The following is a 23,760-nucleotide window of genomic DNA, read 5'->3' as shown; positions in this document are numbered from 1 at the left end:
ATATGCGCCGCATCCCAAAAAACTGTAACTCTGATTTCTACTGAAATCGAAAACCGCTTGACACCATTGCGGTAGGTCCGGCTTTCGCTACGGCAGCATTCTTGTTGAATTTTAGCTTACGCTTTGTAATCCAACAATAAACTGTTTCCAATTCATGATATTTTCGCTGAGCCATTTTGGCTCACCCAAATTTGTGAAAGTCTACTGTTGCAGGCAGAGTTGGTTCAAACGATCTCTTCTCTCGCCAAGTTTCTTGTGCCCATCGCGAATGCCCAACAAGCGAGCAGCTTCGAATAAGAAGGTGAAAAATATGCATCTGAACTTCTTAGGGACGTTGGCGGCTGTTTTATTTTGTGCTTTTCCCATCGTAGCCGCAGCACAAGATACCCCCGCGACGATAAGACCAGCAAAAGTCTTCACTGTTCTTAAAGCCTCATCTGATTTTGAAAGAATTTATCCTGCTATTGTCTACCCTTCGAGGGAAGTTGAACTCTCTTTTCGAGTCAGTGGACGAATAATAGACTTACCAATTAGGGCCTCCAGCAATGTGGTGCAGGAAGGCGTTGTTGCGCAGCTAGACACACGAGACTTCGAAGTCGAGGTAGCAAGACTTAATAGCCAACTAGAAGAGGCAGAGGCGAATCTAATTGTACTGAGGTCAGGCGCACGCCCTGAAGAAATTACAGCTTTGGAAGCCTCGGTACAGGCCGCTAAAGCTCAACGAGATCAAGCTCGCGAAGAATACATCCGCTCAGCTCAGCTTTTGGAGAGGGGTGTAATCCCTACTGCCCAATACCAGCAACGTGAAGCTGCCTTTCGTCTGGCAGAGGCCGAACTGGTGTCGCGAGAAGAGCAGCTGACAATTGGTCGAGTCGGTGGGAGGCCCGAAGAGATAATTGCAGCGGAAGCGTCGATCCGTGGCCTAAAAACACAGGTTCAATCGGCAAAAAACGATCTTTCTGATGCTACGCTTCGAGCGCCGTTCGATGGAACGATTGCCAAGCGCAACGTGGACAACTTCCGTAATGTTCAAGCCGGTGAAACCATCGCCTTAATCCAAGATCTTTCGACCGTGGATGTAAGTTATGACTTGCCCGGCACTGACATAATCGCAATGTCGTCAATTGGCTTCGACAATGTTGTTAGTATGGTTACGTTTGACTCGTTGCCGGGCGTAGAATTGAACGCAGACCTTGTCGAGTTTTCAACGCAAGCAGACGCAGCGACACAAACCTATCGTGGTCGTCTATCAGTAACCCCGCCTGAAGACTTGGTTGTACTGCCTGGGATGGTAGCGCGCGTGATTATTAGGGCGGACGGGCAAAGCGACACGCATGTTGTGGTTCCACTTTCAGCATTAGCGGCAAGCCCCGACGGTTCCCCTTATGTCTGGCTGTTGGATGGATCCAGCAACACCGTTAAGCGCCAACCAGTTGAATTGGGAGAAATATCTGACGACTTCGTGGTCGTAAAAGATGGCCTTGAAGAAGGACACATGGTTGTAACCGCAGGCTTGAGCGAACTGCTGGATGACATGGTAGTTCGCCCGATTTCAAAAGTTGGTGAGTAGCAAATGGATCTCGCTAGGTTTGCAATTGAGAAGCGCCTAATTTCGGCGTTGGTGACTATTCTCATCTTGGTCGCTGGCTATTTTGCATACTTAACTCTTCCTCGTTTCGAAGATCCTGAGTTTATTATCAGGCAAGCTCAGGTCATAACACCTTATCCGGGTGCCACTGCAGAAGAAGTCGCAGAAGAAGTCACCGAGGTGATTGAGAATGCTCTACAAGAGCTCCTAGGGGTAAAAGAGGTGAAGTCAGTTTCATCACCCGGACTCAGCACTGTGACGGTCGAATTTACAATCCCCACAACTCCTGATTTTCCGTCACTTCACGCAAGATTTGCCCAATTGCGCGCAAAGATACTTGACGCTCAAACTAGCCTGCCGCCGAACTCACTCCAATCGCAAGTCTACGATGACTTCGGCGATGTGTATGCCTTGTATTTCGCGATTGTTGGTGATGGCTATTCTATAGCCGAGCTCCACGAGTACGCGAAGGAGCTCCAGAGGGAGTTGGTTGCCGTCAGCGGTGTTTCCAAGGTGGTCTTAAGTGGTGAACAGAATGAAGCAATCTTTGTAGAATACGCACCAGCAAGGTTAATAGAACTTGGAATATCACCACAAAAAATTGGGCAAGTTCTGGAGGGGCAAAACCTCGTAGCGCCGGCGGGTTCCATCAAGTCCAACTCGCGTCGCATAGAGATACGGCCGTCGGCGGCAGTCGACTCAATTGACGCTATCAAAGACTTAGTCGTTTCTGTGCCGAGTAGCGGTGCATCATTTCGACTTTCAGATATCGCAACCGTGTCCCGCGGTTACGTTGAACCCGCGAGCCCCCTACTTTTTCGGGACGGCCAACCTGCAATTGGAATTGGAATATCCAATAGCCTGGGCGGAAACGTTGTGAACATGGGCGAAGCAGTGAAGCAACGGATAAACGAGTTGGAGAACCTTAGGCCAATCGGAATCCAGATTTTGCCAATCTCTGATCAGTCTGCTTCGGTAAAAGAATCGATCAACGACTTTGTCATGAACGTGGTTCTGGCGCTCATCATCGTTGTAGGCATATTGCTTATTTTTATGGGGTTAAGATCCGGAATACTGATGGGAGGTATTCTGTTGGTCACAGTTGCAGGCACGCTTGCCGGTATGCAGCTATTGGGGCTGGACATGCAAAGGATTTCACTAGGCGCGCTAATCATTGCACTCGGCATGCTGGTTGATAACGCTATTGTCGTTGTCGAAGGTACGTTGGTCCGAGTTCAACGCGGTGAAGCCACCAGCAACGCTGCTATCACTGTCGTAAATCAAACCAAATGGCCGCTACTCGGAGGAACAGTTGTAGGACTCTTGGCGTTTTCTCCAATTGGCTTTTCACCGGACAACACGGGCGAATACGCCGGGAGCCTCTTCTGGACTATTACGATTTCCTTGCTCTTTTCGTGGTTGATAGCGATATGGCTCACACCCTATTTTTGTACTCTGCTACTGAAACCAACCTCGGAAACACCGCCTGCAGAGAATGCTATTCTCCGTGCATATCGTTCGCTCCTCGCTTATGCGATCCAATACCGGCACCTTACGGTGGGCCTTATTGTTGCGCTCTTTTTCTCTGCAATCGCAGGGTTTGCGTTAGTACCGCCGGGTTTCTTTCCCAACAGCACCAGGGCGCAATTTGTGGTGGATTACTTTTTGCCAGAGGGAACCGACATTGAACAAACCAGTCAGGACATGCGAGAGATTGAAGCGCATCTCTTAACTCTACCTGGTGTCACGTCCACAAATCTTTCCGTGGGCAGCGGGCATTTACGCTTCATGTTGGTATACGACAGTGAAGACCAGAACCCCGCCTATGGTCAAATTTTGGTGGACGTGGAGGATTATCGGCGGATCGATGCATTACAGCCGGAAATTCAGTCTTGGATCAACCAAAAGTACGCTGACTCATACGCAAAAGTTTGGAAGTTTGTATTGGGTCCTGGAGGTGGATCGAAAATCGAAGTCGAATTTTCTGGACCCGATCCCGTTGTGCTTCGCGAACTCGCCGAAAAGGCAAAACTGATATTTGCTGAAAACGGAGCCATCGCGATAAAAGACGACTGGCGCGAACAAAAGCAGGTAATTCGACCAGTTATTGACACAGAAAACGCCCGAAGGCTGGGTCTCACCCAAGCGGAGATATCTAGGGCAGTTTACTGGCATCAAGTAGGGGCGCCTATAGGGATTTATCGCGAAGGCGACAACTTATTGGACATAGTAATGCGCCCATTCGAAGCAGACCGAAACAATATTAGTGACCTAAAAAACATCCAAGTTTACAGCGATGTAGCCGGAGGATACATTCCGATATCTCAAGTTGTAGACCGATTTGACCTTGTTTTCGAAGCTGGGAACCTTAGGCGCATCGACCGCAAGCTTGCAATCACCGCACAAGCCGATAACGCACCAGAAGTACTCTCAGGCGACCTTTTCGCTCAAATCCGACCATTCGTAGAGGCAATCCATTTGCCGAGTGGGTATTCTCTTGAATGGAGGGGTGAGTACGGGGACTCGCAAAGTGCAAACGACGGTTTGGCTTCGACCATGCCGCTTGGGTTCGGAGCGATGATTGTCGTAGTTTTCTTCTTGTTTAATGCAGTCCGTCAGCCACTGATCATATGGTTGACAGTACCTCTGGCTCTCATTGGAGTCGTCTGGGGGCTCGCGGCAACCAGAACGCCACTCGAATTTATGGCAATACTGGGTATTTTGTCTCTAACAGGGATGCTAATCAAAAACGCTATCGTCCTTATTGACGAAACCGATACTCAGATTGCTGGTGGAAAACCTCGATTGCAGGCTGTTGTCGACTCAGCTGTTCTACGCGTCCGCCCAGTGGCACTGGGAGTACTTACTACTGTACTTGGAGTAATGCCTTTGCTGTGGGATCCATTTTTTGAGTCGCTCGCAGTGGTGATTATCTGCGGTTTGAGTTTTGCGACCGTTCTTACGCTGATAGTAGTGCCGACTCTGTACTCAATATTCTTTAGAATAAATGAGGACGAAACAGCGGCTTAGTAACTAACCTTCAGATCTTCATCTCCGCAAGACATATCACGCTTTCGCCATGTTCCAGGTTTTAAGTACGTGCTTTTGCATTGACCTGCTGATTTGGATTGACCTTCTATTCGCGCGCCCTTGCCAGACCTGCAGAAATCTAGGTCTCCAAGTGCGGAAACTAACTTTTTCGCAATCCTCTAGCATTCTTGGTTCAGAACAGAGATTCTGTTGGAACATTGCGAACAGTAAGTTTGCCTGACCAAACCTCTGCTCGTTCGGCGTTTGCCGAAAGACATTTTTTCTGAGCCGTTCTCGTAGATTTCCAAAATCTGCTTTCTGTGCATTTCTGACGTTCTGCGGCCGGAAGGTTGCTCACCTGCGAATTGGAGCTTTGTCCCCACGGCGGAATTGCATACATTGGATTAATTGTCCGGATTGGGCTGCGACCGGTCAATATGATTGCTGCGGAGAACGGCAGCCCTGAGCCCTGAGCGGAAGTGTCAAAATCTTGCTGCGCGCGCTCGCAGCGCAGATTTTTCTGCACCGGCGTAAAATTTCACACTGCTTCCCAGAGGTAACAGCAGCCGTTCATGAATGCCGCAGCAAATCTGAAAACGCTGATTCACACTGTGCGGGACAAAGCGCCAATTCGCTGCGGCTGCGCCAATGACCGCTTGTCGGAAATCGCTGGCCAAACAAGGTTGTTTGTAAGTGCAATCATTAGCTCAGCCGTTACTTGAATTCTTGCTTGGCTTGCGAACGCCTGCAACTCTCAAAGAGTTACTGGTTTCCCGTGAGGGGTACGAAGGTACGCGGCTTCCCAATCGGTGCGACGCTGCATGCGGGTCTCCTCGGAAATACCGGCGCTCTCGGTGAGCGTTTCAAGTGCACTCAGGACTGCGCCATAATATGTGTCAAGATTATCTGGAGTCCCTTCGCTCTCGGCACTCCTCAATTCTTGGCCGAGCGCTTCGGCCCAAGCCGTCGCGGTGAAATGACCGGCTTGGACCAAGTTGTCCGCCAAAGCGAGAGCCTGCGCCTGCCAAGGCTCATCGAAGGCCGGCTGGGGTGGAGCGAGTGGATCGTCAGGCCGGAACAAGGTAGCTTTCCCACAAATCGAGGGTGACATCGTCACGCGGATTAGAACCCTCACCCCACAAGGTAATGGCGCGGAAGCTAACCGTATAAAGATGTTCCGGTACCTCGACACCTTCGGCATTGCGGTCTGGCAGCACATGCGCTCCATGATGGGCAAGAACCACACCATTCAGACCGCGCACGTACCGGGGAAGGCGCGTATGATTTGCATGCGTATGACGCCGCGCTCGGACCGTGTCTCCGACAGAAAAAGCGGGTTGTTCTAACGTTTCTCTCTCAAAGCTGAAAGCCGATGCAGCTACATCCGCCACTGCATCTTCAACCGTTATGGAAGGAGGCGGCGCAACGGGGTCTTGTACGTGACCGCGTTTGACATCCTCAAGTGTTATCGTGCCGTTATCGAGCATCCGCACCAGATTGTTGGTGCACCACTTTTGAAAGTAGGAAAAGGCGAGGTAGTCAGCAGGCACCATGCGTTCTAGCCCGTGGCGAAACCAGTCGATGGTGCTTCCGGGCGCAATCGGCGACCAGCTCAACGCAAAGGCGCGTTTTTCCCACTCTTCCAAGTCGCGGAAATCCTTGTCGCCGCTCTTTACGGGCACCGGGCCAAAACCCTCAACGCCGCCGAGATCGTGGATGCCGTCCATCAGCCCGCCTCCGCCTTCAAATCTCGCTCTGTCCCGATCATGGAGTTTCGGGTGACAAGGGCTGCCAAGCGTTCCTCACTCCACCCATCGGTTCCCGAGGGCCGTTGCGGGACAACGATATAGCGAAGCTCGGCAGTGCTGTCCCAGACGCGGACGCCCACATCTTCAGGGAGTGCCACGCCGAACTCTGCAAGCACTTTTCGAGGCTCTCGAACGGCGCGGGCGCGGTATTCGGTCGATTTGTACCACGCCGGTGACATCCCCAGGATTGAAAAGGGATAGCAGGAGCACAGCGTGCACACGACGATGTTGTGCTGCGTGTGGGTGTTCTCGACCGCCTTCAGGTGAGCACTCGCATCCCCCTGATAGTCAAACTCCTTGATGGCTTCTGCCGCGTCATCCAACAGGCGTGTCCGAAACCCCGGATCAAGCCATGACCGCGCCACTACATGCGCCCCGCGTTTCGGTCCGATATGCTCGGAATAGGCTTCAATCCAAGCGTCGAGGCTTTCAGGCGCGACCAGACCACGTTCAACTGCAAGACTTTCCAATGTCTTAACCCTGAGCACAGGGTCTGACGGCAAGTGTGTATGCAACTCGCGGTGCAGCTTCGCAGCGTTTTCACTGTCAAATGTAGGCATTCGCGTTCTCCCCAACACGACACTAGCACCGCCCGCTAAGTGATGCGATGTATTTTGGTCTTGCCTGTCAGGACGGTCTGAGAACCTGACTTCCATACAAAGCACATCATCCGGAAAATGGGTTCGCAGATGTCGATGAAGTTCCAATCCGATAGCAACCCCTGCGTGTGAACCGCTGCGGTTATAGCGCCAAAAACGGTGGTTATTGGCAGTGACAGAAACGTATGAGTTCTGTCCAAATCAGCGCACCGCGTGACAAATGCGCGGCAATTCAGCAAACTCGTCTGAAAATCGTAGGAGAACTGGATGCCGCTTGAACTGTCCGACCCCGTAACCAGCCAGAAAAAGCTCCGAGAGATCATCCCGGAGTGGAAGGGCAATGCGAGCAAGAAAGACCTCGACCGCGTAAACGACGTCGCGCGGGAGTTCATCACTCGGTCGCCTTACGTAATCATTTCCTCGGCTGGTGTTGAAAACCGTCACGACGTCTCCCCGAAAGGTGACGCGCCAGGTTTTGTGCACGTTTACGATGACAAGACTCTCCTCGTGCCAGACCGTCTGGGAAATCATCGCGTCGATACCTTTGAAAACCTGTTGATTGATGACCGGGTTGGAATGTTGTTCCTAGTTCCCGGCCATAAGGAAACGCTACGGATCGCCGGGCGCGGACGCATTGCCGCTGACGAAGCCCTGCGCGAACGCTTCGAGATCAACGGGCGGCTGCCTGACCTCGTTCTGGTTGTCGATGTGGAACAGGTCTTCATGCACTGCTCGAAATCGTTGGTTCGGTCGAAACTCTGGTCACCTGACACTTGGGAACATGCACAGGACGCACCCAGCTTGGCTCAGTGGGTCAAATCAACCGTCGACACAGAAGAATCCCTCGAACAAGTGCAGGGCAACCATGATCGAGATCGGGAAACACGACTGTACTGATCTGGGTATCAAAGGTTTGCCAAAAACCCCTTGCCAAAACCTGCGCGCCAAAAACGGTCGTTTTTGTCATCGAGGCGCAAGGCCAAGAAAATCGCGGCTGGCCAAAAACCTACGGCAAAACTCATAGGGTTTTGGCAGGTTTTTGCCCTACTCGATCACCTCAGGCGGCAACATGTCTTCAACGGTCCCGGTGATCCGCGCCTTGCGGCCCACGCGGGGGCGTTGCAGCTCGGCATAGGCGGCTTTCCGGCCCTCAATGTCCTTCGCCCCCCAGCCGATCAGGACGCCAGTGACGCGCCGCCCGGTTTTCTCAGGCACCACGGTCACGGTGAAGTCAGACAAAGGCCCCGCTTTCTTTGCCTATTCCGACAACTACTTGATCGACACAGACCACGGGATCATTGTCGATGTAGACGCCAGCCGGTCGAACAAGACGGCGGAGGTTGGTGCCATGCGCAAGATGCTCGACCGAACGAAAGAGCGGTTTGGCGTGAAGCCCGAATGGATCGCCGCTGACACCGCCTACGGATCATCCGACAATCTGGTCTGGCTAGTTCTCAAGCGCCAGATCCTCCCCTTCGTCCCGGTCTTCGACAAGGGTGAGCGGACCGATGGAACCTTCTCACGATCCGACTTCACATGGGATGATGAGAATGACCGATACATCTGCCCTGGCGGCAAGGAGATGCGACACACCTGGCGTACCTATTCCGATCCAAAGCGGAACGCGCCAAGCTGGCGCGCCCGCAAATATCGGGCGCGGAAGTCCGATTGCACGGATTGCGTGCTGAAGGCCAAGTGTTGCCCGAACTCGGAGACCCGCGCAATCCACCGCGAGAAATACGAGATCGTCCGAGACTTCGCCCGCCAATGCACGGCCTCAGAGTTCAATCCAACGGCCCAGAGGCGGCGCAAAAAGGTCGAGATGCTCTTCGCCCACCTAAAACGCATCCTCGGCCTGGGCCGGCTCCGATTACGCGGCCCATGCGGCGTCCAAGACGAGTTTACCCTCGCAGCCACCGCCCAAAACCTCCGGAAGCTAGCAAAACTCAAGCCCATGGTACCGGCCACAGGATGACAAGCGGCACCGTCTCAGATTGCCGAACAAAAATTGGCCACAACCAACCCCAAAGCGCAAAATCGAAATGAGTTCTTCAATGGAATCGGCTCAGAACGGCCTGATGCTCGTGCGGCGACGCCAGTGTAACACGCTTGTCGAGACCGTTCATCGGCACGGCGGTCCAAGTCTTTGATCTTGTGTCGTGTCGCTCAATGCACGGTCGTTGGCAAATCAAGAGCCGAAGTTCACGCTCTGGGCGGCGAAACCGGGGTGAGAGCCCAACCTCTGATTCACTTTTTCGCTGCGAGCGCATGCAGCACGAAAATCGCTACAAGAGTTCGACTTACAATGCTGTGCGGTGGCAGAGATAGCGACGCAACCATGCAGCAGTTTTGCCTCTTGGACCGGCCAAGTGACATCACGGAATCTAGAGGCTAGTGTCTTCAATTTAGGGGTTTCATTATGTCGAAATTGAGTTTCGCTGAATTTGGATCTGGGTTTCCGTTACTCATCCTTCACGGAGGCAGGTTGGATCACCGACATATGGTTGATGCGGTCGAACCGTGCTTTGCGGGTTTAAACGGGTGGCGAAGGGTCTATCTGGACTTGCCGGGATGTGGGCAGTCAACCGGATTCGAGGGTGTGCAGTCACAAGATGATATTGCAAGTTGCGCCCTTGATTTCGCGCGTTCTATTTCCGGCAGTGACGGTATTGCCGTGATTGGTGAATCACGTGGCAGCTACATCGCCCAAGGCCTAGCTTATTCCGATCCGGAATTGATTGCAGGCCTGTGTCTCATTGTCCCCGGGGGATTTCCAACTGACCCGCCGCCGCCAAAGCCTGAAGCCCGGCCTATCATTGCGCGACCAGACTTGCTCAAAGGGCAGCCGTCTTCAGTGACAGGTCGAGCGGAGAGACTGGTGATCCAGACCCCCGAAATCATCGAGAAAATCCGCCAGACGAAGGTCCCCGCCGCCGCGCTCCACGATGCCGATCTCGAAGCGCGAGTGACAAACAAATTCTTGTTCTCATACCACGACGAAATGTTGGCATCGCGGTTCGACAAGCCTTCGTTGATTCTTTCGGGCAGGCAGGACTCGATCTCCGGCTATGCTGACACGATGGCGATGCTTGAGTGCTATCCGCGAGCCACCTACGGACTACTCGATATTGCGGGGCATTCGTTGAGTTGGGAACGCCCTGCTCTGTTCAAAGCCATGCTGCAAGACTGGTTAAGTAGGCTCAAATCAGAAAACTGAATCAAAATTGGGCTGCATCGATACCAGACCTTCACTGCGCAACCAAAACGGATGGCCGAAAAAACGCTGACGGTTCAGTCAAAATCCTTCCCTGAGCGTGTAAACGTGTCGTCCCAGATCACGAAAAAAGGACTTTCGAATCAATGCGTTGCTTCAGTCTGGTCAAGATATCTGCACAGACCGCCGTAGCGATACCAAGTAGATCGCACCAATTATAGCAAGGTTTACAAGTCCAAAAACCGTAGCGTTTGCAAATGCCCAGAAATACGTACCTGCTAGGTCGAATGTTAATCCCCCTTGCCATCCGCCGGCCGCGTGACCGAGCCAAGCAAAAGCCAGCACAATTCCGGTCGCCGAGGCGCGTCGGGATGCTGGCGTGAGGGCACGCACAGACACCAATACGCCGGTCATTACGCCGCCGTAGCCAAACCCATAGAGAACGACGAAAACCCAAAACGCCTGCAGCGATCCAAGCGTCATGAAACCAAGCATCAACGCAGTTTGCCAGGCCGTGGCTACCATCCACGCCCGAAGCGGACCAATCGTGTCGGCGAGCCGTCCAAAGAAGATGCGCCCTGCAATTGCCGTTATGAGCATCAGAAGCAATGGACCACCGGCTTCAGCGCCGACTCCGCAAACGATCTGAATGAGAGGCACAAGGTGGATAAGCGGCACGGCCATGCCTGCACAGCACCCCAAAACTGCAATCGACAAAGCGGGAAGAACCAGACGGGGCGAAAGCGTCGAACCACTTTCAACCTGGGCTGCGGCGCTCCCGTTGCCTTCTGGCGGATCGATCATCACGAAGGACAACGGCACCAGTACAACCGCGCATATGATCCCGAGGTAGCTCAGCGCGCTCTGCCACCCCACGGTTTCGATAAGGTATCCGGAGCCGAACGGTACGAGGCCCTGGCCTACCGCCTGCCCGGCCGAGGCGATGCCTATCGCAAGTCCCGCTCCGCGTCGGAACCAGCCGCCGACCAAGGCAATAACGGGCGCAAAGAATGCCCCGCCGCCGAGTGCGCCTGCAATAAAAAATAGGGCGTAGAATTGCCATAGCGCGTTGGCGTGAGCGGACAGCGTTAGGGCTGCACACATTGCACCCGCGCCAATGAGGCAGACCGTACGGGTCGCTACCCTATCGGCAAGAAACCCCATGGCAATGCCGCCGAGCGCAATGCCGATCAGCCCGAAGGAATTGATGGCCGAGGTTTCTGCTCTTTGCCAACCGAATTCTTCCTCGAGCGGCACCAGAAACGCCGACATCCCGTTCACGAGGGTTCCCATCGCCACTGCCAGAAGCATGGCCGCGGAGATGGCGACAACCCACCTGAATCGGGATTCTGGGATATCTGCGGCTTCCTTCACCTGGATGGCTTTCCTTCATTTGAACGCAATCGCGTTGATCCGACAGCTAGATCGCTGCAAACTTTATGTCACTTCACTAGTGAGTATACCTATGGAGGATGGATTTGAGTCAGACCGGCACCCGAGAGAAGATTCTTGCCGCTGCCTATCGGCTTTTCTATCGAGAGGGGTTTTCGAGGGTCAGTGTCGATGCGATCGCCGAGGCGACCGGAGTGACAAAGCGCACCATCTACTACCATTTCAAGAGCAAGGATGACATCGTCGCAGACGTACTAAACGCACAGCACGATTATGTCCTCGGTCGGTTCAAGGCCTGGGCGGGACCAAGGGAAACACCCCTAAACCAAGTCATCGAGAACCTATTCCTTCAACTCACGGACTGGGCTGATGGTGACAACTATATGGGGTCAGGGTTCACACGGATCTCTACCGAGCTTGCTGATCGTCCGGGTCACCCGGCACGTCTGGCAGCCAGCGCGCACAAGACAATGACAGAGAAATGGTTGTCTGAACTGCTTCATGAGCATGGGCTGGAAAGACATGATGAAATCGCCAGACAGGTAATGGCCTTGATTGAGGGCAGCATGAGCCTTGCTCTGATCCACGGCGACACCTCTTACTTCAAGGCTGCCGGCAGAGCAGCAGGTGAGTTGGCATTCCGGTCGGAGGAAAAATGACACTGATTGTACGGAATGAGGTGTCGTGGCCAGTTCTATTGTCCCAGATTTCGGAAAGGATCAGAAAAGCGCAAACCACTCACTCGATCATTCTCCTTTTTGGTCCTTCGAGGGCAATGTTGCCATGTTTCGTTGCAGGAGCATGTCTATTTGCGCAGTATGAGTTGCGAGTGCTTTCAGCAGAATTGGACTACATCAGATGAAACGCCTTTTTCCCTCTCTACCCGACAACGCTACGCTTGGAAGTGTTTATCAAGCCTTTCCGGATAAGCTCGCGCCGCTCTGTGCATACGAAAGTCTGGTGATGCGGGGTGAGAGCGATCTCTCGGTTGCGGATCGTGAACTGATCGCAGCCTATGTCTCGGGATTGAACGCCTGCGCATACTGCCATGGTGCACACATTGTTTTCGCCAAGGCCTACGGTATTGAGGTCGAGACGATAGCGGCATTGATGGAAGATCGTGACACGGCCCCTGTCCGGGAAGACCTGAAGCCAGTCCTTGCCTATGTTGAGAAACTCACCGTCTCACCATCGCGCATGACGGAGGCGGATGCGCAAGCCGTGTATGCGTCGGGCTGGTCGGAAGGTGCTCTGTTCGATGCCATCCAGGTGTGCGGCGTTTTCAATCTCGTGAACCGCTTCATCGAGGGCACAGGCGTTCAAAGCCCCGGCAATGACCCAAGAGAAGCCGATGAGGCGACTTTGGAGAGGTGCCGAAGCGATACATTCTACACTGATTTCGGCCGTCAAAACGGCCTTGATGTTTGATGTGAAGAGGCTTTGTCGGTGTCAGCCTGCCTTTCGCGCGACGACAACAAATTGGGTGAGGGAAAAGAAGAACCGTCCTTTTTTCGCAAGGCTAACTTGCTCGTCGAACCAAGCCTGCGCCACGGCTTCCTCGACGTGTTCGTTCGCAACGGCGTAGTTCTTCATCAGATGCATCATCATGATCGCAAGGCCGTCGGGTTTCAGCTCGTGGTCCGTCATGTTGTGCGGCACAACGGCCTCGATCTCATGACCCTTGGCTTTCAGGACGCTTGGCAGTCGTTCCGGCAGCGTCCCACTGGCAAAATGATCGTCCCAGGAGGCGATCATTTTTGACATGCGTTCGGGATCATCACTCGCCCAGACAAATGTTCCAAAGTGCAAATCACTGATGACAAGTCGTCCACCCGGCTTCAGGCAGCGCAGGACGTCATCGACCGCGCCGGAGACATCATCGATGTATTCAAACGTCTGTACGGAAACCGCTTTATCAGCGGTGCCGTCCGGGAGAGGGATGCTGTCAGCGACGCCTTCCAAGAAGTCTACGTTGTCATAAGGCGCGCAGCGCTCCTTCGCGGCGGCCAACATGTCCACGCTGGGGTCAACGCCGACGACTTTGCCGTCGCTTCCTACGGTTCGCGCGAGCTCGGCGGTGAGCAAGCCATTTCCGCACCCGACATCAAGGATTGTGTCACCAGTACTGGGCTTCAGAGCGTCAAAGGAAGCTTGTCGCCGGCGGGTCAACTCGGCGCCCTCATAGGCAATCGTTAGCAATCGGGTGGTTTCGGCGTTGAACTGGAGCATGGGCCGTCCTTCTTGTTCTACATTCGCTTGGAAACGGGTTGATCCGAAAATTCAATCTCGGCAGCCTTCAAGATGGCCTCAACATGGGCCGCCGTCGCGTCCAGAAAATCAAATCCTTCAGCAGTGAACCTTGCCTGACCCGCGCTTTCGGGAAATGCTGGCGTCAGGTCTGTGCAAGCCAGAATGATCAGCACGTCTTGTGAATCTCTGACAATCGATTTGACGAACGTGATCAGACTGTCCCGACCTTCGATGGCTCGGCCAGCGTAGAAGAACTCTTCAAGAAGGCTGGTCATCCCAGTCACGTCAGTCTTGTTTGGCTGGATTGATGTGACACCCAGCTCTGCCAGCCCATCGGCAAAGAGGTTGCCATTCATCGTGACGCTCGTGCCAAGAACAATGGCCTTGGCGGGTACATCCGGGCGGACCTTGTCCGCCACGGCCTCGACAACGCTGACTACAGGCAGGGGTGCATCCTGCGAAATGGCATGCAATCGGTTGTGCGGTGTGACACTGGCGATGGCGGCACAATCGCAACCGGCCGCCGACAACCTTCCAAGTGCCAGCCTGAAGATGTCGTCAAAACCTGCCCAACTCTTCTCATCTCCCGCAACGCCGCGTGCGGCGACGGTTGCAGACATATCAAGCGACTCGATTGTCATCTCGGGCGATCCCTTGTGACCGGCCTTTTCGGCTGCCCTGCAAATGGCTTCGTAGTAGGCGACCGTCGCGGGCCAGCCCAGACCGCCGATCAGGCCGATTTTACGTGACATGCCGTTTCACTTGCAGCACCTTCTCACTAAATATAGGAGGCAACCTATATAGGATGATTGCTATATGCAGAGTGAAATCGAGTCAACGGCAGAGGCTTTGCGGGCACTATCGAACCCGAAGCGCCTCACTATCGTTCACTGGCTGGCGGATCCAACCAAGCACTTCCCGCCACAACGCGACGGCGATCTTGTTGCGGATGGTGTCTGCGTTGGGTTCATCACGAAGAAGATCAAGTTGAGCCAGCCAGCCGTCACCGAACATATGCAGGTGCTCGCCGCAGCCGATCTCGTGACATCCAAAAAGATCAAGAACTGGGTGTTCTATAAGTTGAACAAGAATGCGTTTGCCGCCGTTCTGAACGACCTTTCGAAAGGCATTTTGGGAACCGAGAAAGAGGTGAATGCTGGCAAGAGTGTGGGAAGCTCTTCGATTTAGCTTTGCCGACAAGTAAAGAGCAGTATGGGCGCTAGGGGGACAATAGATATGGCCGATCCGTTTCAAGATGTGGATGCAGCAGGGGAGGACTTCATTTCTGCCTTTGCTGACTCTATGGATGAACGTCAGGCAGACCCCACCATGGAGAAAATTGTTTCGTCATATCTTGGGAAGCTCGCGTTTCCAGAAGACAGTCTGACGATTGAAGTGGGATGCGGTGCCGGGGCCGTCACCCGTCGCATTGGCGAGAAGGCCAATCCCGCGCGTGTTATTGGCTTCGAGCCCTCCAGGGGCTTTGTGAAAGAAGCGAAGACCCGGGTCCAAAGCCAAGACAACGTGGAATTTGAGGTCGCGGATGGAGCCGCTCTGCCACTGGAAGATGGGTCAGTCGATAACCTGATCATGCATACAGTGCTGACTCACGTTGAAGACCCTGCGTCACTCTTGCAGGAAGCCTCGCGTGTGCTGAAACCCGGCGGGTGCCTGGTCGTTTGCGATGCAGACTTCTCCAAAGCGTCATTGGGGAACTATCCGAATGATCCTCTCGATGCCTGCGCCAAGATCTTCGTTCAGGAGTTCGTCACTGACCCACATGCGGTTGCGAAATTACAGAGGCTGGCCACCGAGGCTGGGTTCGTGGTGGAGGATTTCAGTTTTCAAAGTCGGAGCGTTCTCGACAATGACCAGATGTTGCCCTGGGTCGAGGAAACCGGAAAGGTGCTGATGACGCGCGGCGAGATTGGCCAGGCGCTGCATGACGGTCTGGTTGCGGAATATCGCCGTCGCGCCAAAAGCGGCACCCTTTATGGCTATCAGGTCTTTGCAACGCTCATAGCCAGACGGCCTTAACTCGAACAAGGACGCGAAACCGTGCAATCAACCAGACAACTAGTTTCAGACTACCGCCAAACCTGGGAAAGTGTCATTCGAGGTGACGCTCCGCTCAAGGAATTGGACCGCTTTTTCAACGTCCCATGCTTCATGGTTTCACTGGATGGCCAAATGACGCTTTACGTCTCTCAGACAGAGATCACTGATTTCAATCAAACGAGGCTTGATGCGTTCCGTGCTGGAGGTGTTCACAATGCCTCCCTGCGCGCCGTGGATCTGTTTAGCCAAGGGCCTCATTTGAGCCTAGCAGTCGTAAATTGGGAGCTCACGCGGGAGGATGGGTCATTAGAGCGGGCCTGGCGGCACTATTACACGATCTTGGATAACGAGAACGGCGTTGCGCCAACTATCGTGATTTCCGCATTTCAGACCGGATCGTAGTCACAGCTTGGTTGTATCAACAGCAATTGAGCGTCGGCGTATTCAGAGCACTCTTTATTGAATGATACAAAACTGGGGGGAAACATGGCTGAGACAGAAACGCCGGACTCTTTTGCCGCTTTGGAAAGGCGAGAATGGGCAAAATCGGATGTCGCACAATCTTATGCCCGCGTCTTTGCCAAGGCCGCAGACATGGTGGTGCCAGCGATGGTTTCTGCGGTTGGGGCAAGACCTGGTTCCAAAGCGCTCGACTTGTGCTGTGGTCAGGGAAACGTGACCGCTGCTCTGTGCAAAGCCGGTGCGCAGGTGATCGGGCTGGATTTCTCACCGGCCATGTTGGAGATGGCCCGGGTTGAGGTGCCAGAGGCAAAGTTTGTCGAAGGCGATGCCATGTCGCTCAGCTTTGAGGATGAGACCTTTGATGTCGTGACAATCGGTTTTGGGATGCCTCACGTCCCGGACCCACCAGGAGTTCTGGCGGAGGCACGACGTGTGCTCCGTACTGGTGGCAAGCTGGCATTTTCTGTTTGGTGTGGACCTGAAGTTGACACGGCGCTTGGCTACGTCTTTGGCGCAATAGGCCAACACGGGTCTCCGGATATTGCCTTGCCACCTGGGCCTGGCGCAAACGACTATGCCGATCCGGAGATTGCATTTCCCGTCCTTGAGAAGGCTGGTTTCAGAGATTTTCAACAAGTCATTGTCGCGTCGAAGTGGCACGTGACAGACCCAGGTGCGCCGTATGACTACTTCCTTGAAGGAACAGCCCGCGGTGGTGCACTGCTGCGACCGCAACCCGCCACGCATGCCGCTGCAATACGTGCGGCCGTTGTTGATAAAGTTCTGGAAAAACATGGATCGGGACCAAAGTGGGAGGTGCCTATTCCGGCTGCCATGACTGTGGTGACCGCTGATTAGTCAACCATCTCGACTAGGGTCGCCATTTGTGAAAGGGGCCGAGTAGGTTGTTCCATCAGGCGTTGGTCGCTGTGCCACACCGACACTGGTCAAAGCCGACTTTGGAATAGACGCAACAGTAAGACGCATGGTTCGCGTATAACTTGTTCCGCCGGGCTAGGGTGAAAAATCAGCTAAGGTTTTTGCTAAATCCATGACTGTTAATGTCTGCTCCGGCGACTTCGCTTCGGAGCCGTGATTGAAATGCTGCATATGCAAGAAGATGCTGCGTCAGCAGTATCTGCGACTGCACAAGTCCGCAAAGTCCGCAGAGCTGTCATTCAGGCCTGGTGCCGCGAACGGCCACTCCGAGCCCAAACTGGACACTGGTTCGCTACGCAGCATTCATCAATTTGGGCGGAAACTGAACCTTCGCTGCGCATTGCGCCAATGTTCGCTCCTTTGAGGCCTTGTTACCTACGTACCGCTCAATTTGCGAAACTTAGATGGTGAAATTCCAAACCAGCTGGCAAATGTGCGGCGGAAGCTGTTGACCTCGCTGAAACCAAGATTGAAGGCAACCTCCGCGACAGAAAGGTCAGTGGCAGAAACGAACAAGAAATCGGCGTTTCATGGCTATCGTTTTGCCACCGTGATAATAGATCCAATAGCGGTCCTGCCGACTTGTTTGTGTGGTTGTTTTTTAACGAGGGGGTACACGGTTGGATCTAAGGGGTGAGCCCGCTGCCAAGTCTTAATGCAATGGCTTCGTGGCTTACCTCGCATTCGAATACAGTGAAAGCTAAACGTCTCGTACACTGGATGTGCGAGGCTGGTAAACTTTCTCCCGGTACAGGTGGTTTTACCCCGCCCGCGGTACCACCACCCAAAAATTTTGTGTTCTACACCTACACAGGCAGAAAAAGGGGTGTTTGGTACCTTACAGCCACCTATCCTTAAACCGCTTTTGGAAGTTGTACCTGCGGCGGGTCCAATAACCAGATAAGTTTGCGCTTAGGGACCGTGGGGGATCAGGGGTAAATTCGGTTGAGGGTGTCGTAACATCGCCCTGTCTAAGAAGTTCTTCAGCGGAGGTACTTTCAGGGATGGGAACTCGACCTCGGCGACCACCGAACCGTCTTTCTTTAGGGTGATCTTCACCTTGGACAGTTCGATTTTTTGATCTCGGTCTTTCTTCCGGAGTTCGTATTCCTCCCCAACCGGATCCCCGATCAAACCACCTTGGTCCGGTGTAATGTCGGGGTCTGGTATATGGAGTTCAACTGGTTCCGGATCGTCTTCCAACGGTTCCGAGATCGGGTTGTCGGTGATCGTCACCTTCACCCCGATCATACGTTCAATCTCACACAACAGATCCGGGATAGTTGTTCTGGACTACCCCTGAATTCTACGACCGTTTTTAACGGTTGATATGTTGTACCGTCGTTGGACATGTGTAACATTATTATAATGTTTTAAACGTTTCAAAACAACACAAAAAGTGTATGGTTAGAATGACTTAGATTACAACGATGGCGAGGCAACCTAGCTCCAAAACCGTAGGTCGCGGGTTCGAACCCTGCTGCCCCTGCCATTTCCTTCCATGTTGTCGACGAAGCCCAGGTTGGGGATACCCTTCCTTGTGCGGGTTCAGTTTCACGGGCAATCGCTGTTCCCTCCGGCGAATGAATGGCCTATTGTCCCGTGCAGACAGAACGCACCGGGATGGGGATACATGTCGCGTTTCGATGGTTACTTCCTGCGGCAGTTGCTGGTGCTGTTCGGATTTTTCACTCTGGTTCTGGTTGGCGTCTTCTGGATTACCCGATCAGTCAGCCTGTTTGACCGGGTTATCAGCGGTGGTCAGTCGGCCATGGTGTTTCTTGAATTTACGGCCCTGACACTGCCGACGCTGATCCGCACGGTGATGCCAATGGCCGTATTCGCCGCCGCAGTCTATGCCACCAACCGGCTGAGTCGCGAAAGCGAGATGACGGTGATGCTGGCCACTGGTTCAAGCCCGTGGCGGCTGGCGCGCGGAGTATTGGTTTTTGGTGTCATTGCCGGGCTGATGATGGCGGTCATCAGCATATTCCTGCGCCCCACATCCGTCGATCAGCTTGAGCAGCGGCAGGCCGAAGTCGCCGGGGACGTCACCGCGCAACTGTTGAACGAGGGTGAATTCCTGCACCCGGCCGCTTCGGTGACGGTCTATATCGGCAGCATTGATCTGGACGGTACTTTGCACGAAGTATTTGTTTCCGATCGTCGCGACAAACTGAACTCGGCCAGCTATTCCAGCAAGACGGCGTATCTGGTCAACAACGATGCGGGTCTGCATCTTGTGATGCTGGACGGGATCGCGCTGCGCCTGGACCGTGAAGGCCGGACGTTGTCTTCGACCCTGTTTCAGGACGCGTCTTACGACATATCCGGGTTGACCAGTTCGCGCGGCATGAACGACCGCAGCCTCGAAGCGGTTCCGACAATCGAGTTGCTCAATGACCGGGACGCAATCTCGGCAGCGGAAGGATTCAGCCAGGGCGAGATGATCGAGGAGCTGCACCAGCGGTTCTCCTGGATCGCGATCTGTATTGCTGTCGCGATGGCGGGGTATTCCACGCTGATGCTGGGCAGTTTCTCGCGGTTTGGCCTTTGGCCACAGATATTCGGGGCTTTCACCATCCTTATTCTGCTGGAGGGTGTTCGCGGATTTATCTCTCCCATTGTCATCGCCGATCCTGCCCTGTGGCCGATGCTGTATCTGCCGGCCTTCGGGGGCATCCTGATTTCCTGCATGTTCCTGTTTGTTGCGGGCCGGCCGCTTGTCGTGATGCGGCGAACCGAAAGCCAGACAATGCCGCAGGCAGGCACCTGAGTTCAGCCGCGAAGATCGGCAAGGCAGCTCAGGATATCGTCGATGCCCGCGCCATCACGGCGGGTCACCAGATAGAGCGGCAGTAACAGGTCACGTGCCCCCTCGATCGGGATCAGTTCCTGCGATCGCAGGTGGTCTTCGATGACGTAGCGCGGGAAATACCCGGTTCCGCCCCGGCGCAACACATAGCGCAGCGCCATCATGCAATTGCCAAGAAAAATCGTCTGCCCCGGCGCCTGTCGGGCCACGGATTTCACGTGGTCCTGATAGACTTCACCCAATTCCAGATTGACAAATACCAGATCCTGGCCGGTGTCGGCCGTGCCCCGGGTTCGGACAAGTATCAGGCGCTCGGTGCCCAAGTCGTGGAACACCACGCGCGGATCGGCCGGTTTCTCATGGGTCAGGGCGGCATCCAGAACATGCGTCGCGACAGCGTCGACCATGTTCAGATCGTGGTCATAGTTCAGCGTCAGCAATAGTTTTCCGGATTGCCGTTCGAACCGCACGGCCAGATCAACCAGCAACGGATCCCAGATGCTCAGCTGCGCGCCAAGTCGCAAGGCGATGCGGTTCTGGGATTGAGACGGCAGGTCGTGTGAAGCAAAGGACCAAAGCGACAGCATCTGTTCGGCGTAAGGGCGGAATTGCCGCCCGAAATCAGTCAGTGTGGTGCCACCCGCGCCCCGATTGAACAGTTGCTTTCCCGTTTCATCTTCAATCGCGCGGATACGCGCACTGACCGCGGTCTGGGTCACGTTCAGCTTGCGGGCCGCGGCGTGAAAGCCTCCGACCTCGGCAACGCACAGAAATGTTTCGAGCGCTTTGATCTGCATGCCGAAAGTATTTTTTGATCGAACCGATAAAATCAATTCATTTTTTTGGCCACAGGGATTGCACTATCATGATGCGCAACTTCAGCCAAAGGACGCGCCATGCTGGACAAAAGCCACAAACCCACCTGGACCAGTTTCGAAAACGCCACCAAGGAAGATTTTCTGGCGGTAATGGACTACGAAGACGCCTATAATGCGGCCCTGCCGGATCGCATTCTGGATGCAATCCGCTCGCTCGATGAAGAGTGGACGCCCTATCCTGTAAACCGTTATCAACACAGCCTGCAGGCCGCGACCCGTGCCTATAACGACGGGGCCGACGAAGAGATCGTCATCGCTGCATTGGTGCATGATACGGGCGATATCCTGTCCCCCTACAACCATGGTGAGCTGTCAGCGGCGATGATGAAGCCCTATGTCAGCGAAAAAACCTACTGGATTCTCAAGCATCACTGCGTGTTTCAGGGGTATTATTACAATCACTTCCTGGGTGGCGACCGCAACGCCCGCGACAAGTATCGTGACAGCCCGTACTGGGAAGACTGCCGGTATTTCTGCCACGAATACGACCAGTGCGCCTTCGACCCCGATTACCCGACCAAACCGCTGGAGTTCTTTGAACCCATGTTGCGCCGGGTTCTGAACAAGGGAGAAGGCCACATGGAATTGAACGAGACGGCGGACGACGGCAAGACTGATTAAGAAAAATGAAAGGCGGGCCTGAGTGGCCCGCCTGAACCGATCAGCAGCTTGCCATCAGACGATAGACGATCTGCGCGGCGGTAAAATCCCATGCGGCATTGCCATCGGGGGCCAGTTCGACCACATCGAGTCCGACGCATTTTCGCCCCTTCAACGCGTGTTCCACCAGATGCAGCGCCTGGTAATAGGCCAGCCCACCGGGTACAGGGGTTCCGGTTGCCGGCATGATCGCCGGGTCCAGTCCATCAACATCAAAGCTGACATAAACCAGTTCCGGGAAGTCTTCGGGCAGGTCGATGGCGTGGATGTTGTCGGTCACCAGTTCTTCGGCATCGACGTGAAAAACGTTGTTTTGTACACGGCTCTGCGCCTCTTCTTTGCAGAAGGCACGAACGCCGAACTGGGCCAGGCGGATGCCTTCTTCGGCCAGAAGATGCATGACCGAGGCGTGGGAGTGTTTTTCGCCCTGATAGGCGTTGCGCAGGTCGGCATGCGCGTCCACCTGAACGATACCGATTGGTTGACCCAGCGCACGGGCGACGCCCATGACTGCACCGTAGCTGAGCGAATGCTCGCCACCCAGCGTCACCGGCACCTTACCCGCGCGCACTGCGGCTTCGGTGCGTTGGGCCAGGCGTTCCATGATTTCCGGCAGCGAGGCATCGCAATCCAATGGCGGCTCGGTGAAGATGCCCTGCAGGCAGGGTTCAGCGCTGTCGACGATCCGCTCCAGCTCATTTGAGGCCTCGATAATTGCTTCGGGCCCTTTGGCCGTGCCCGAGCCATAGGACACCGTGCGCTCCAGCGGCACCGGGATCACGTGGAACCGCGCGTCCTCGGTGCGCTCGGAAGCGGTCAGTTCACTGTCGAGAAAAATGCTCATGAGAGTCTGTCCTTAAAGTCTTCATAGCCGAACTTTTTGATGATTTTCAGTTCGTCTGTTTCGCTGTTCCACAGCGCGATGGTTGGCAGCGGCACGCCATTGAATGTGTTCGTCTTGACCATCGAGTAATGGGCTTGGTCCAGGAAGGCGAAGCGCTGCCCGATCTCCAGCAGCTTGTCCCATGTGTAGTCACCGATCACGTCACCCGCCAGACAGGAGGGGCCGCCCAGACGGTAGGTGTGGCCAGCCTCGGCTTCATCCATCAAAGCCGGACGATAGGGGGCTTCGATCACGTCGGGCATGTGGCAGGTGGCCGAGATATCGGTGATCGCAAGGTTCATGCCATTGGTCGGCAGGTCGAGGATTTCGCCAATCAGAACGCCTGCATCCAGTGCGACGGCTTCGCCGGGTTCAAGATAGACATCGATGCCATATGATTCGCGGATGCCCTTGATGAAAGCGACCAGCCCGTCGCGGTCATAGTCGTCGCGGGTGATATGGTGCCCGCCGCCGAAGTTCAGCCATTTGAGTTGCCCCATGAACGGCATGAGTTTCGGTTCGACGGCGTCCCACGTGCGCTGCAGCGGCTCGAATCCCTGCTCGCAGAGCGTGTGCATGTGCAGGCCATCAACCCCGGTCAGGGTTCCCGAGGTGAGCTGGCTGACGGGCGTTCCCAGCCGAGAACAGGGGGCGCAGGGATCGTATTTCGGAATTTCACCCTCGGAGTGTTCCGGGTTGATGCGCAGGCCGACCTGAACGCCCGCAGCCTGTGCCTTGGCGAGAAACCGATCCTTTTGCGCAGGAGAGTTGAAGATGATGTGGTCGGACAGTGACAGGATCTCGTCGATATCCGCGTCCTTGTACCCGGCGCAGAATGTGGCGACCTCGCCACCGTATTCTTCGCGGCCCAGCCGAGCCTCGTAGATGCCGCTGGCGCAGGTGCCACCGAGATGTTTGCGTACCAGGGGGGCAAGCGAGAACATCGAAAACGCTTTGAGCGCGCTCAGCACATGCGCGCCTGATCGGGATCCGATATCGGCGAGAACGGTCAGGTTCCGCTCGACGGCCTTTTCATCGACCACGAAGCAGGGGGTCGGCACACGGCTCAGGTCAAAATTGCGGAAGGCTCCGGCATCCCCGGCTTGTGTGGTCATCATGTCGGACATAACCGGCGTCTCCTTGGGGTGGAGAGGCCGGGGGCGCTGCCCCCGGACCCCCGGAGT

24 protein-coding genes and 1 pseudogene are annotated in these 23,760 nt (G+C 54.7%); 13 read left to right on the top strand and 12 right to left on the bottom strand.

The features are described from left to right. Window positions 1–310 precede the first annotated feature (310 nt). Together ACR0J2_RS22735 and ACR0J2_RS22730 are read left to right on the top strand one after the other, a co-directional pair. Window positions 311–1,570, top strand: coding sequence for an efflux RND transporter periplasmic adaptor subunit (locus tag ACR0J2_RS22735; RefSeq protein WP_480813965.1), 1,260 nt, complete (start codon window positions 311–313; stop codon window positions 1,568–1,570). Window positions 1,571–1,573: 3 nt separating this feature from the next. Continuing rightward, the gene (locus tag ACR0J2_RS22730; RefSeq protein ID WP_480491699.1) at window positions 1,574–4,618 is read left to right on the top strand and encodes an efflux RND transporter permease subunit; all 3,045 of its coding nucleotides are present in this window, start codon (window positions 1,574–1,576) and stop codon (window positions 4,616–4,618) included. A 754-nt stretch (window positions 4,619–5,372) separates the two neighbouring features. On the opposite strand, the gene ACR0J2_RS22725 is transcribed toward ACR0J2_RS22730, so the two are convergent. Genes ACR0J2_RS22725 through nthA form a run of 3 tightly spaced genes read right to left on the bottom strand, consistent with a single transcriptional unit; the run spans window position 5,373 to window position 6,986 of the window. After that, window positions 5,373–5,729 (bottom strand): nitrile hydratase accessory protein, encoded by a 357-nt coding sequence (locus tag ACR0J2_RS22725; protein WP_480813964.1) that lies wholly within the window; start codon window positions 5,727–5,729, stop codon window positions 5,373–5,375. After that, the gene (gene nthB / locus ACR0J2_RS22720; RefSeq protein WP_480813963.1) at window positions 5,686–6,345 is read right to left on the bottom strand and encodes a nitrile hydratase subunit beta; all 660 of its coding nucleotides are present in this window, start codon (window positions 6,343–6,345) and stop codon (window positions 5,686–5,688) included. The genes ACR0J2_RS22725 and nthB overlap by 44 nt, the downstream gene beginning before the upstream one ends. Continuing rightward, complete coding sequence (gene nthA, locus ACR0J2_RS22715) at window positions 6,345–6,986, bottom strand: nitrile hydratase subunit alpha (RefSeq protein ID WP_480813962.1); 642 nt, start codon at window positions 6,984–6,986, stop codon at window positions 6,345–6,347. Before nthA ends, nthB begins: the two co-directional genes overlap by 1 nt. Before the next feature lie 306 nt (window positions 6,987–7,292). Here nthA and ACR0J2_RS22710 point away from each other — a divergent pair, with 306 nt between their 5' ends. After that, window positions 7,293–7,922, top strand: a complete 630-nt coding sequence (locus ACR0J2_RS22710) for an MSMEG_1061 family FMN-dependent PPOX-type flavoprotein (protein ID WP_480813961.1) — start codon at window positions 7,293–7,295, stop codon at window positions 7,920–7,922. A 147-nt stretch (window positions 7,923–8,069) separates the two neighbouring features. Here ACR0J2_RS22710 and ACR0J2_RS22705 read toward each other — a convergent pair whose 3' ends face one another. Further along, window positions 8,070–8,264 (bottom strand): hypothetical protein, encoded by a 195-nt coding sequence (locus ACR0J2_RS22705; RefSeq protein ID WP_480813960.1) that lies wholly within the window; start codon window positions 8,262–8,264, stop codon window positions 8,070–8,072. Between ACR0J2_RS22705 and ACR0J2_RS22700 the strand changes: the two are divergent. Continuing rightward, window positions 8,263–9,000: pseudogene (locus ACR0J2_RS22700) on the top strand (transposase); the annotation flags it as partial. The gene ACR0J2_RS22705 and the pseudogene ACR0J2_RS22700 overlap by 2 nt on opposite strands. A 444-nt stretch (window positions 9,001–9,444) precedes the next feature. Beyond that, entirely contained in the window at window positions 9,445–10,242 is a 798-nt protein-coding gene (locus tag ACR0J2_RS22695; protein WP_480813959.1) for an alpha/beta fold hydrolase, read from the top strand. A gap of 162 nt (window positions 10,243–10,404) precedes the next feature. Here the strand turns inward: ACR0J2_RS22695 and ACR0J2_RS22690 are convergent, their stop codons facing one another. Beyond that, window positions 10,405–11,550, bottom strand: coding sequence for an MFS transporter (locus ACR0J2_RS22690; protein WP_480813958.1), 1,146 nt, complete (start codon window positions 11,548–11,550; stop codon window positions 10,405–10,407). A 167-nt stretch (window positions 11,551–11,717) separates the two neighbouring features. On the opposite strand from ACR0J2_RS22690, the gene ACR0J2_RS22685 reads away from it, so the two are divergent. Beyond that, on the top strand, window positions 11,718–12,290 hold the full coding sequence (locus tag ACR0J2_RS22685) for a TetR/AcrR family transcriptional regulator (protein ID WP_480813957.1): 573 nt from the start codon (window positions 11,718–11,720) through the stop codon (window positions 12,288–12,290). Window positions 12,291–12,489: 199 nt separating this feature from the next. Continuing rightward, on the top strand, window positions 12,490–13,059 hold the full coding sequence (locus tag ACR0J2_RS22680) for a carboxymuconolactone decarboxylase family protein (protein ID WP_480813956.1): 570 nt from the start codon (window positions 12,490–12,492) through the stop codon (window positions 13,057–13,059). Between the two features lie 21 nt (window positions 13,060–13,080). Here ACR0J2_RS22680 and ACR0J2_RS22675 read toward each other — a convergent pair whose 3' ends face one another. Together ACR0J2_RS22675 and ACR0J2_RS22670 are read right to left on the bottom strand one after the other, a co-directional pair. Then, window positions 13,081–13,860 (bottom strand): methyltransferase domain-containing protein, encoded by a 780-nt coding sequence (locus ACR0J2_RS22675; RefSeq protein ID WP_421597034.1) that lies wholly within the window; start codon window positions 13,858–13,860, stop codon window positions 13,081–13,083. A gap of 17 nt (window positions 13,861–13,877) precedes the next feature. Beyond that, a complete protein-coding gene (locus ACR0J2_RS22670) occupies window positions 13,878–14,633 on the bottom strand; it encodes an aspartate/glutamate racemase family protein (RefSeq protein ID WP_480813955.1) in 756 nt (251 codons plus the stop codon). A gap of 64 nt (window positions 14,634–14,697) precedes the next feature. Here ACR0J2_RS22670 and ACR0J2_RS22665 point away from each other — a divergent pair, with 64 nt between their 5' ends. The 4 genes from ACR0J2_RS22665 (at window position 14,698) to ACR0J2_RS22650 (ending at window position 17,259) form a co-directional block, all read left to right on the top strand. After that, window positions 14,698–15,069: an ArsR/SmtB family transcription factor gene (locus ACR0J2_RS22665; protein WP_480813954.1), complete on the top strand. Its 372-nt coding sequence runs from the start codon at window positions 14,698–14,700 to the stop codon at window positions 15,067–15,069. A gap of 48 nt (window positions 15,070–15,117) precedes the next feature. Then, the gene (locus ACR0J2_RS22660; RefSeq protein WP_480813953.1) at window positions 15,118–15,918 is read left to right on the top strand and encodes a class I SAM-dependent methyltransferase; all 801 of its coding nucleotides are present in this window, start codon (window positions 15,118–15,120) and stop codon (window positions 15,916–15,918) included. Window positions 15,919–15,939: 21 nt separating this feature from the next. Continuing rightward, entirely contained in the window at window positions 15,940–16,341 is a 402-nt protein-coding gene (locus ACR0J2_RS22655; protein WP_480813952.1) for a hypothetical protein, read from the top strand. 84 nt (window positions 16,342–16,425) lie between these two features. After that, window positions 16,426–17,259 (top strand): methyltransferase domain-containing protein, encoded by an 834-nt coding sequence (locus ACR0J2_RS22650; protein WP_480813951.1) that lies wholly within the window; start codon window positions 16,426–16,428, stop codon window positions 17,257–17,259. 456 nt (window positions 17,260–17,715) lie between these two features. Here the strand turns inward: ACR0J2_RS22650 and ACR0J2_RS22645 are convergent, their stop codons facing one another. Together ACR0J2_RS22645 and ACR0J2_RS22640 are read right to left on the bottom strand one after the other, a co-directional pair. Further along, window positions 17,716–17,856 (bottom strand): helix-turn-helix domain-containing protein, encoded by a 141-nt coding sequence (locus tag ACR0J2_RS22645; RefSeq protein ID WP_480813950.1) that lies wholly within the window; start codon window positions 17,854–17,856, stop codon window positions 17,716–17,718. Between the two features lie 396 nt (window positions 17,857–18,252). Beyond that, window positions 18,253–18,576: a hypothetical protein gene (locus ACR0J2_RS22640; protein ID WP_480813949.1), complete on the bottom strand. Its 324-nt coding sequence runs from the start codon at window positions 18,574–18,576 to the stop codon at window positions 18,253–18,255. A gap of 397 nt (window positions 18,577–18,973) precedes the next feature. Here ACR0J2_RS22640 and lptF point away from each other — a divergent pair, with 397 nt between their 5' ends. Next, on the top strand, window positions 18,974–20,116 hold the full coding sequence (gene lptF / locus ACR0J2_RS22635) for an LPS export ABC transporter permease LptF (RefSeq protein WP_480813948.1): 1,143 nt from the start codon (window positions 18,974–18,976) through the stop codon (window positions 20,114–20,116). 2 nt (window positions 20,117–20,118) lie between these two features. Here the strand turns inward: lptF and ACR0J2_RS22630 are convergent, their stop codons facing one another. Beyond that, window positions 20,119–20,952 (bottom strand): LysR family transcriptional regulator, encoded by an 834-nt coding sequence (locus tag ACR0J2_RS22630; protein WP_480813947.1) that lies wholly within the window; start codon window positions 20,950–20,952, stop codon window positions 20,119–20,121. Between the two features lie 99 nt (window positions 20,953–21,051). On the opposite strand from ACR0J2_RS22630, the gene ACR0J2_RS22625 reads away from it, so the two are divergent. Then, window positions 21,052–21,654 carry an HD domain-containing protein gene (locus tag ACR0J2_RS22625; protein ID WP_170806902.1) on the top strand — a complete coding sequence of 201 codons (603 nt, stop codon included), beginning with the start codon at window positions 21,052–21,054 and terminating at the stop codon, window positions 21,652–21,654. 40 nt (window positions 21,655–21,694) lie between these two features. Here ACR0J2_RS22625 and speB read toward each other — a convergent pair whose 3' ends face one another. Continuing rightward, window positions 21,695–22,537 (bottom strand): agmatinase, encoded by an 843-nt coding sequence (speB, locus tag ACR0J2_RS22620; RefSeq protein ID WP_480813946.1) that lies wholly within the window; start codon window positions 22,535–22,537, stop codon window positions 21,695–21,697. After that, complete coding sequence (nspC, locus tag ACR0J2_RS22615) at window positions 22,534–23,703, bottom strand: carboxynorspermidine decarboxylase (protein WP_480813945.1); 1,170 nt, start codon at window positions 23,701–23,703, stop codon at window positions 22,534–22,536. Before nspC ends, speB begins: the two co-directional genes overlap by 4 nt. Window positions 23,704–23,760: the final 57 nt, after the last annotated feature.

Source organism: Ruegeria sp. CG4 (genome assembly GCF_056537185.1).
Note: the sequence above shows the minus strand (reverse complement) of the source record. Positions and strands in the feature narration are given on the sequence as shown.

Bases quoted from the DNA above. Each gene is read 5' to 3' on its own strand.
- ACR0J2_RS22735 (WP_480813965.1), top strand. From the start codon at position 311: ATGCATCTGAACTTCTTAGGGACGTTGGCGGCTGTTTTATTTTGTGCT.
- ACR0J2_RS22730 (WP_480491699.1), top strand. From the start codon at position 1,574: ATGGATCTCGCTAGGTTTGCAATTGAGAAGCGCCTAATTTCGGCGTTG.
- ACR0J2_RS22725 (WP_480813964.1), bottom strand. From the start codon at position 5,729: ATGTCACCCTCGATTTGTGGGAAAGCTACCTTGTTCCGGCCTGACGAT.
- nthB (WP_480813963.1), bottom strand. From the start codon at position 6,345: ATGGACGGCATCCACGATCTCGGCGGCGTTGAGGGTTTTGGCCCGGTG.
- nthA (WP_480813962.1), bottom strand. From the start codon at position 6,986: ATGCCTACATTTGACAGTGAAAACGCTGCGAAGCTGCACCGCGAGTTG.
- ACR0J2_RS22710 (WP_480813961.1), top strand. From the start codon at position 7,293: ATGCCGCTTGAACTGTCCGACCCCGTAACCAGCCAGAAAAAGCTCCGA.
- ACR0J2_RS22695 (WP_480813959.1), top strand. From the start codon at position 9,445: ATGTCGAAATTGAGTTTCGCTGAATTTGGATCTGGGTTTCCGTTACTC.
- ACR0J2_RS22690 (WP_480813958.1), bottom strand. From the start codon at position 11,550: ATGCTTCTGGCAGTGGCGATGGGAACCCTCGTGAACGGGATGTCGGCG.
- ACR0J2_RS22680 (WP_480813956.1), top strand. From the start codon at position 12,490: ATGAAACGCCTTTTTCCCTCTCTACCCGACAACGCTACGCTTGGAAGT.
- ACR0J2_RS22675 (WP_421597034.1), bottom strand. From the start codon at position 13,860: ATGCTCCAGTTCAACGCCGAAACCACCCGATTGCTAACGATTGCCTAT.
- ACR0J2_RS22670 (WP_480813955.1), bottom strand. From the start codon at position 14,633: ATGTCACGTAAAATCGGCCTGATCGGCGGTCTGGGCTGGCCCGCGACG.
- ACR0J2_RS22665 (WP_480813954.1), top strand. From the start codon at position 14,698: ATGCAGAGTGAAATCGAGTCAACGGCAGAGGCTTTGCGGGCACTATCG.
- ACR0J2_RS22660 (WP_480813953.1), top strand. From the start codon at position 15,118: ATGGCCGATCCGTTTCAAGATGTGGATGCAGCAGGGGAGGACTTCATT.
- ACR0J2_RS22650 (WP_480813951.1), top strand. From the start codon at position 16,426: ATGGCTGAGACAGAAACGCCGGACTCTTTTGCCGCTTTGGAAAGGCGA.
- lptF (WP_480813948.1), top strand. From the start codon at position 18,974: ATGTCGCGTTTCGATGGTTACTTCCTGCGGCAGTTGCTGGTGCTGTTC.
- ACR0J2_RS22630 (WP_480813947.1), bottom strand. From the start codon at position 20,952: ATGCAGATCAAAGCGCTCGAAACATTTCTGTGCGTTGCCGAGGTCGGA.
- ACR0J2_RS22625 (WP_170806902.1), top strand. From the start codon at position 21,052: ATGCTGGACAAAAGCCACAAACCCACCTGGACCAGTTTCGAAAACGCC.
- speB (WP_480813946.1), bottom strand. From the start codon at position 22,537: ATGAGCATTTTTCTCGACAGTGAACTGACCGCTTCCGAGCGCACCGAG.
- nspC (WP_480813945.1), bottom strand. From the start codon at position 23,703: ATGTCCGACATGATGACCACACAAGCCGGGGATGCCGGAGCCTTCCGC.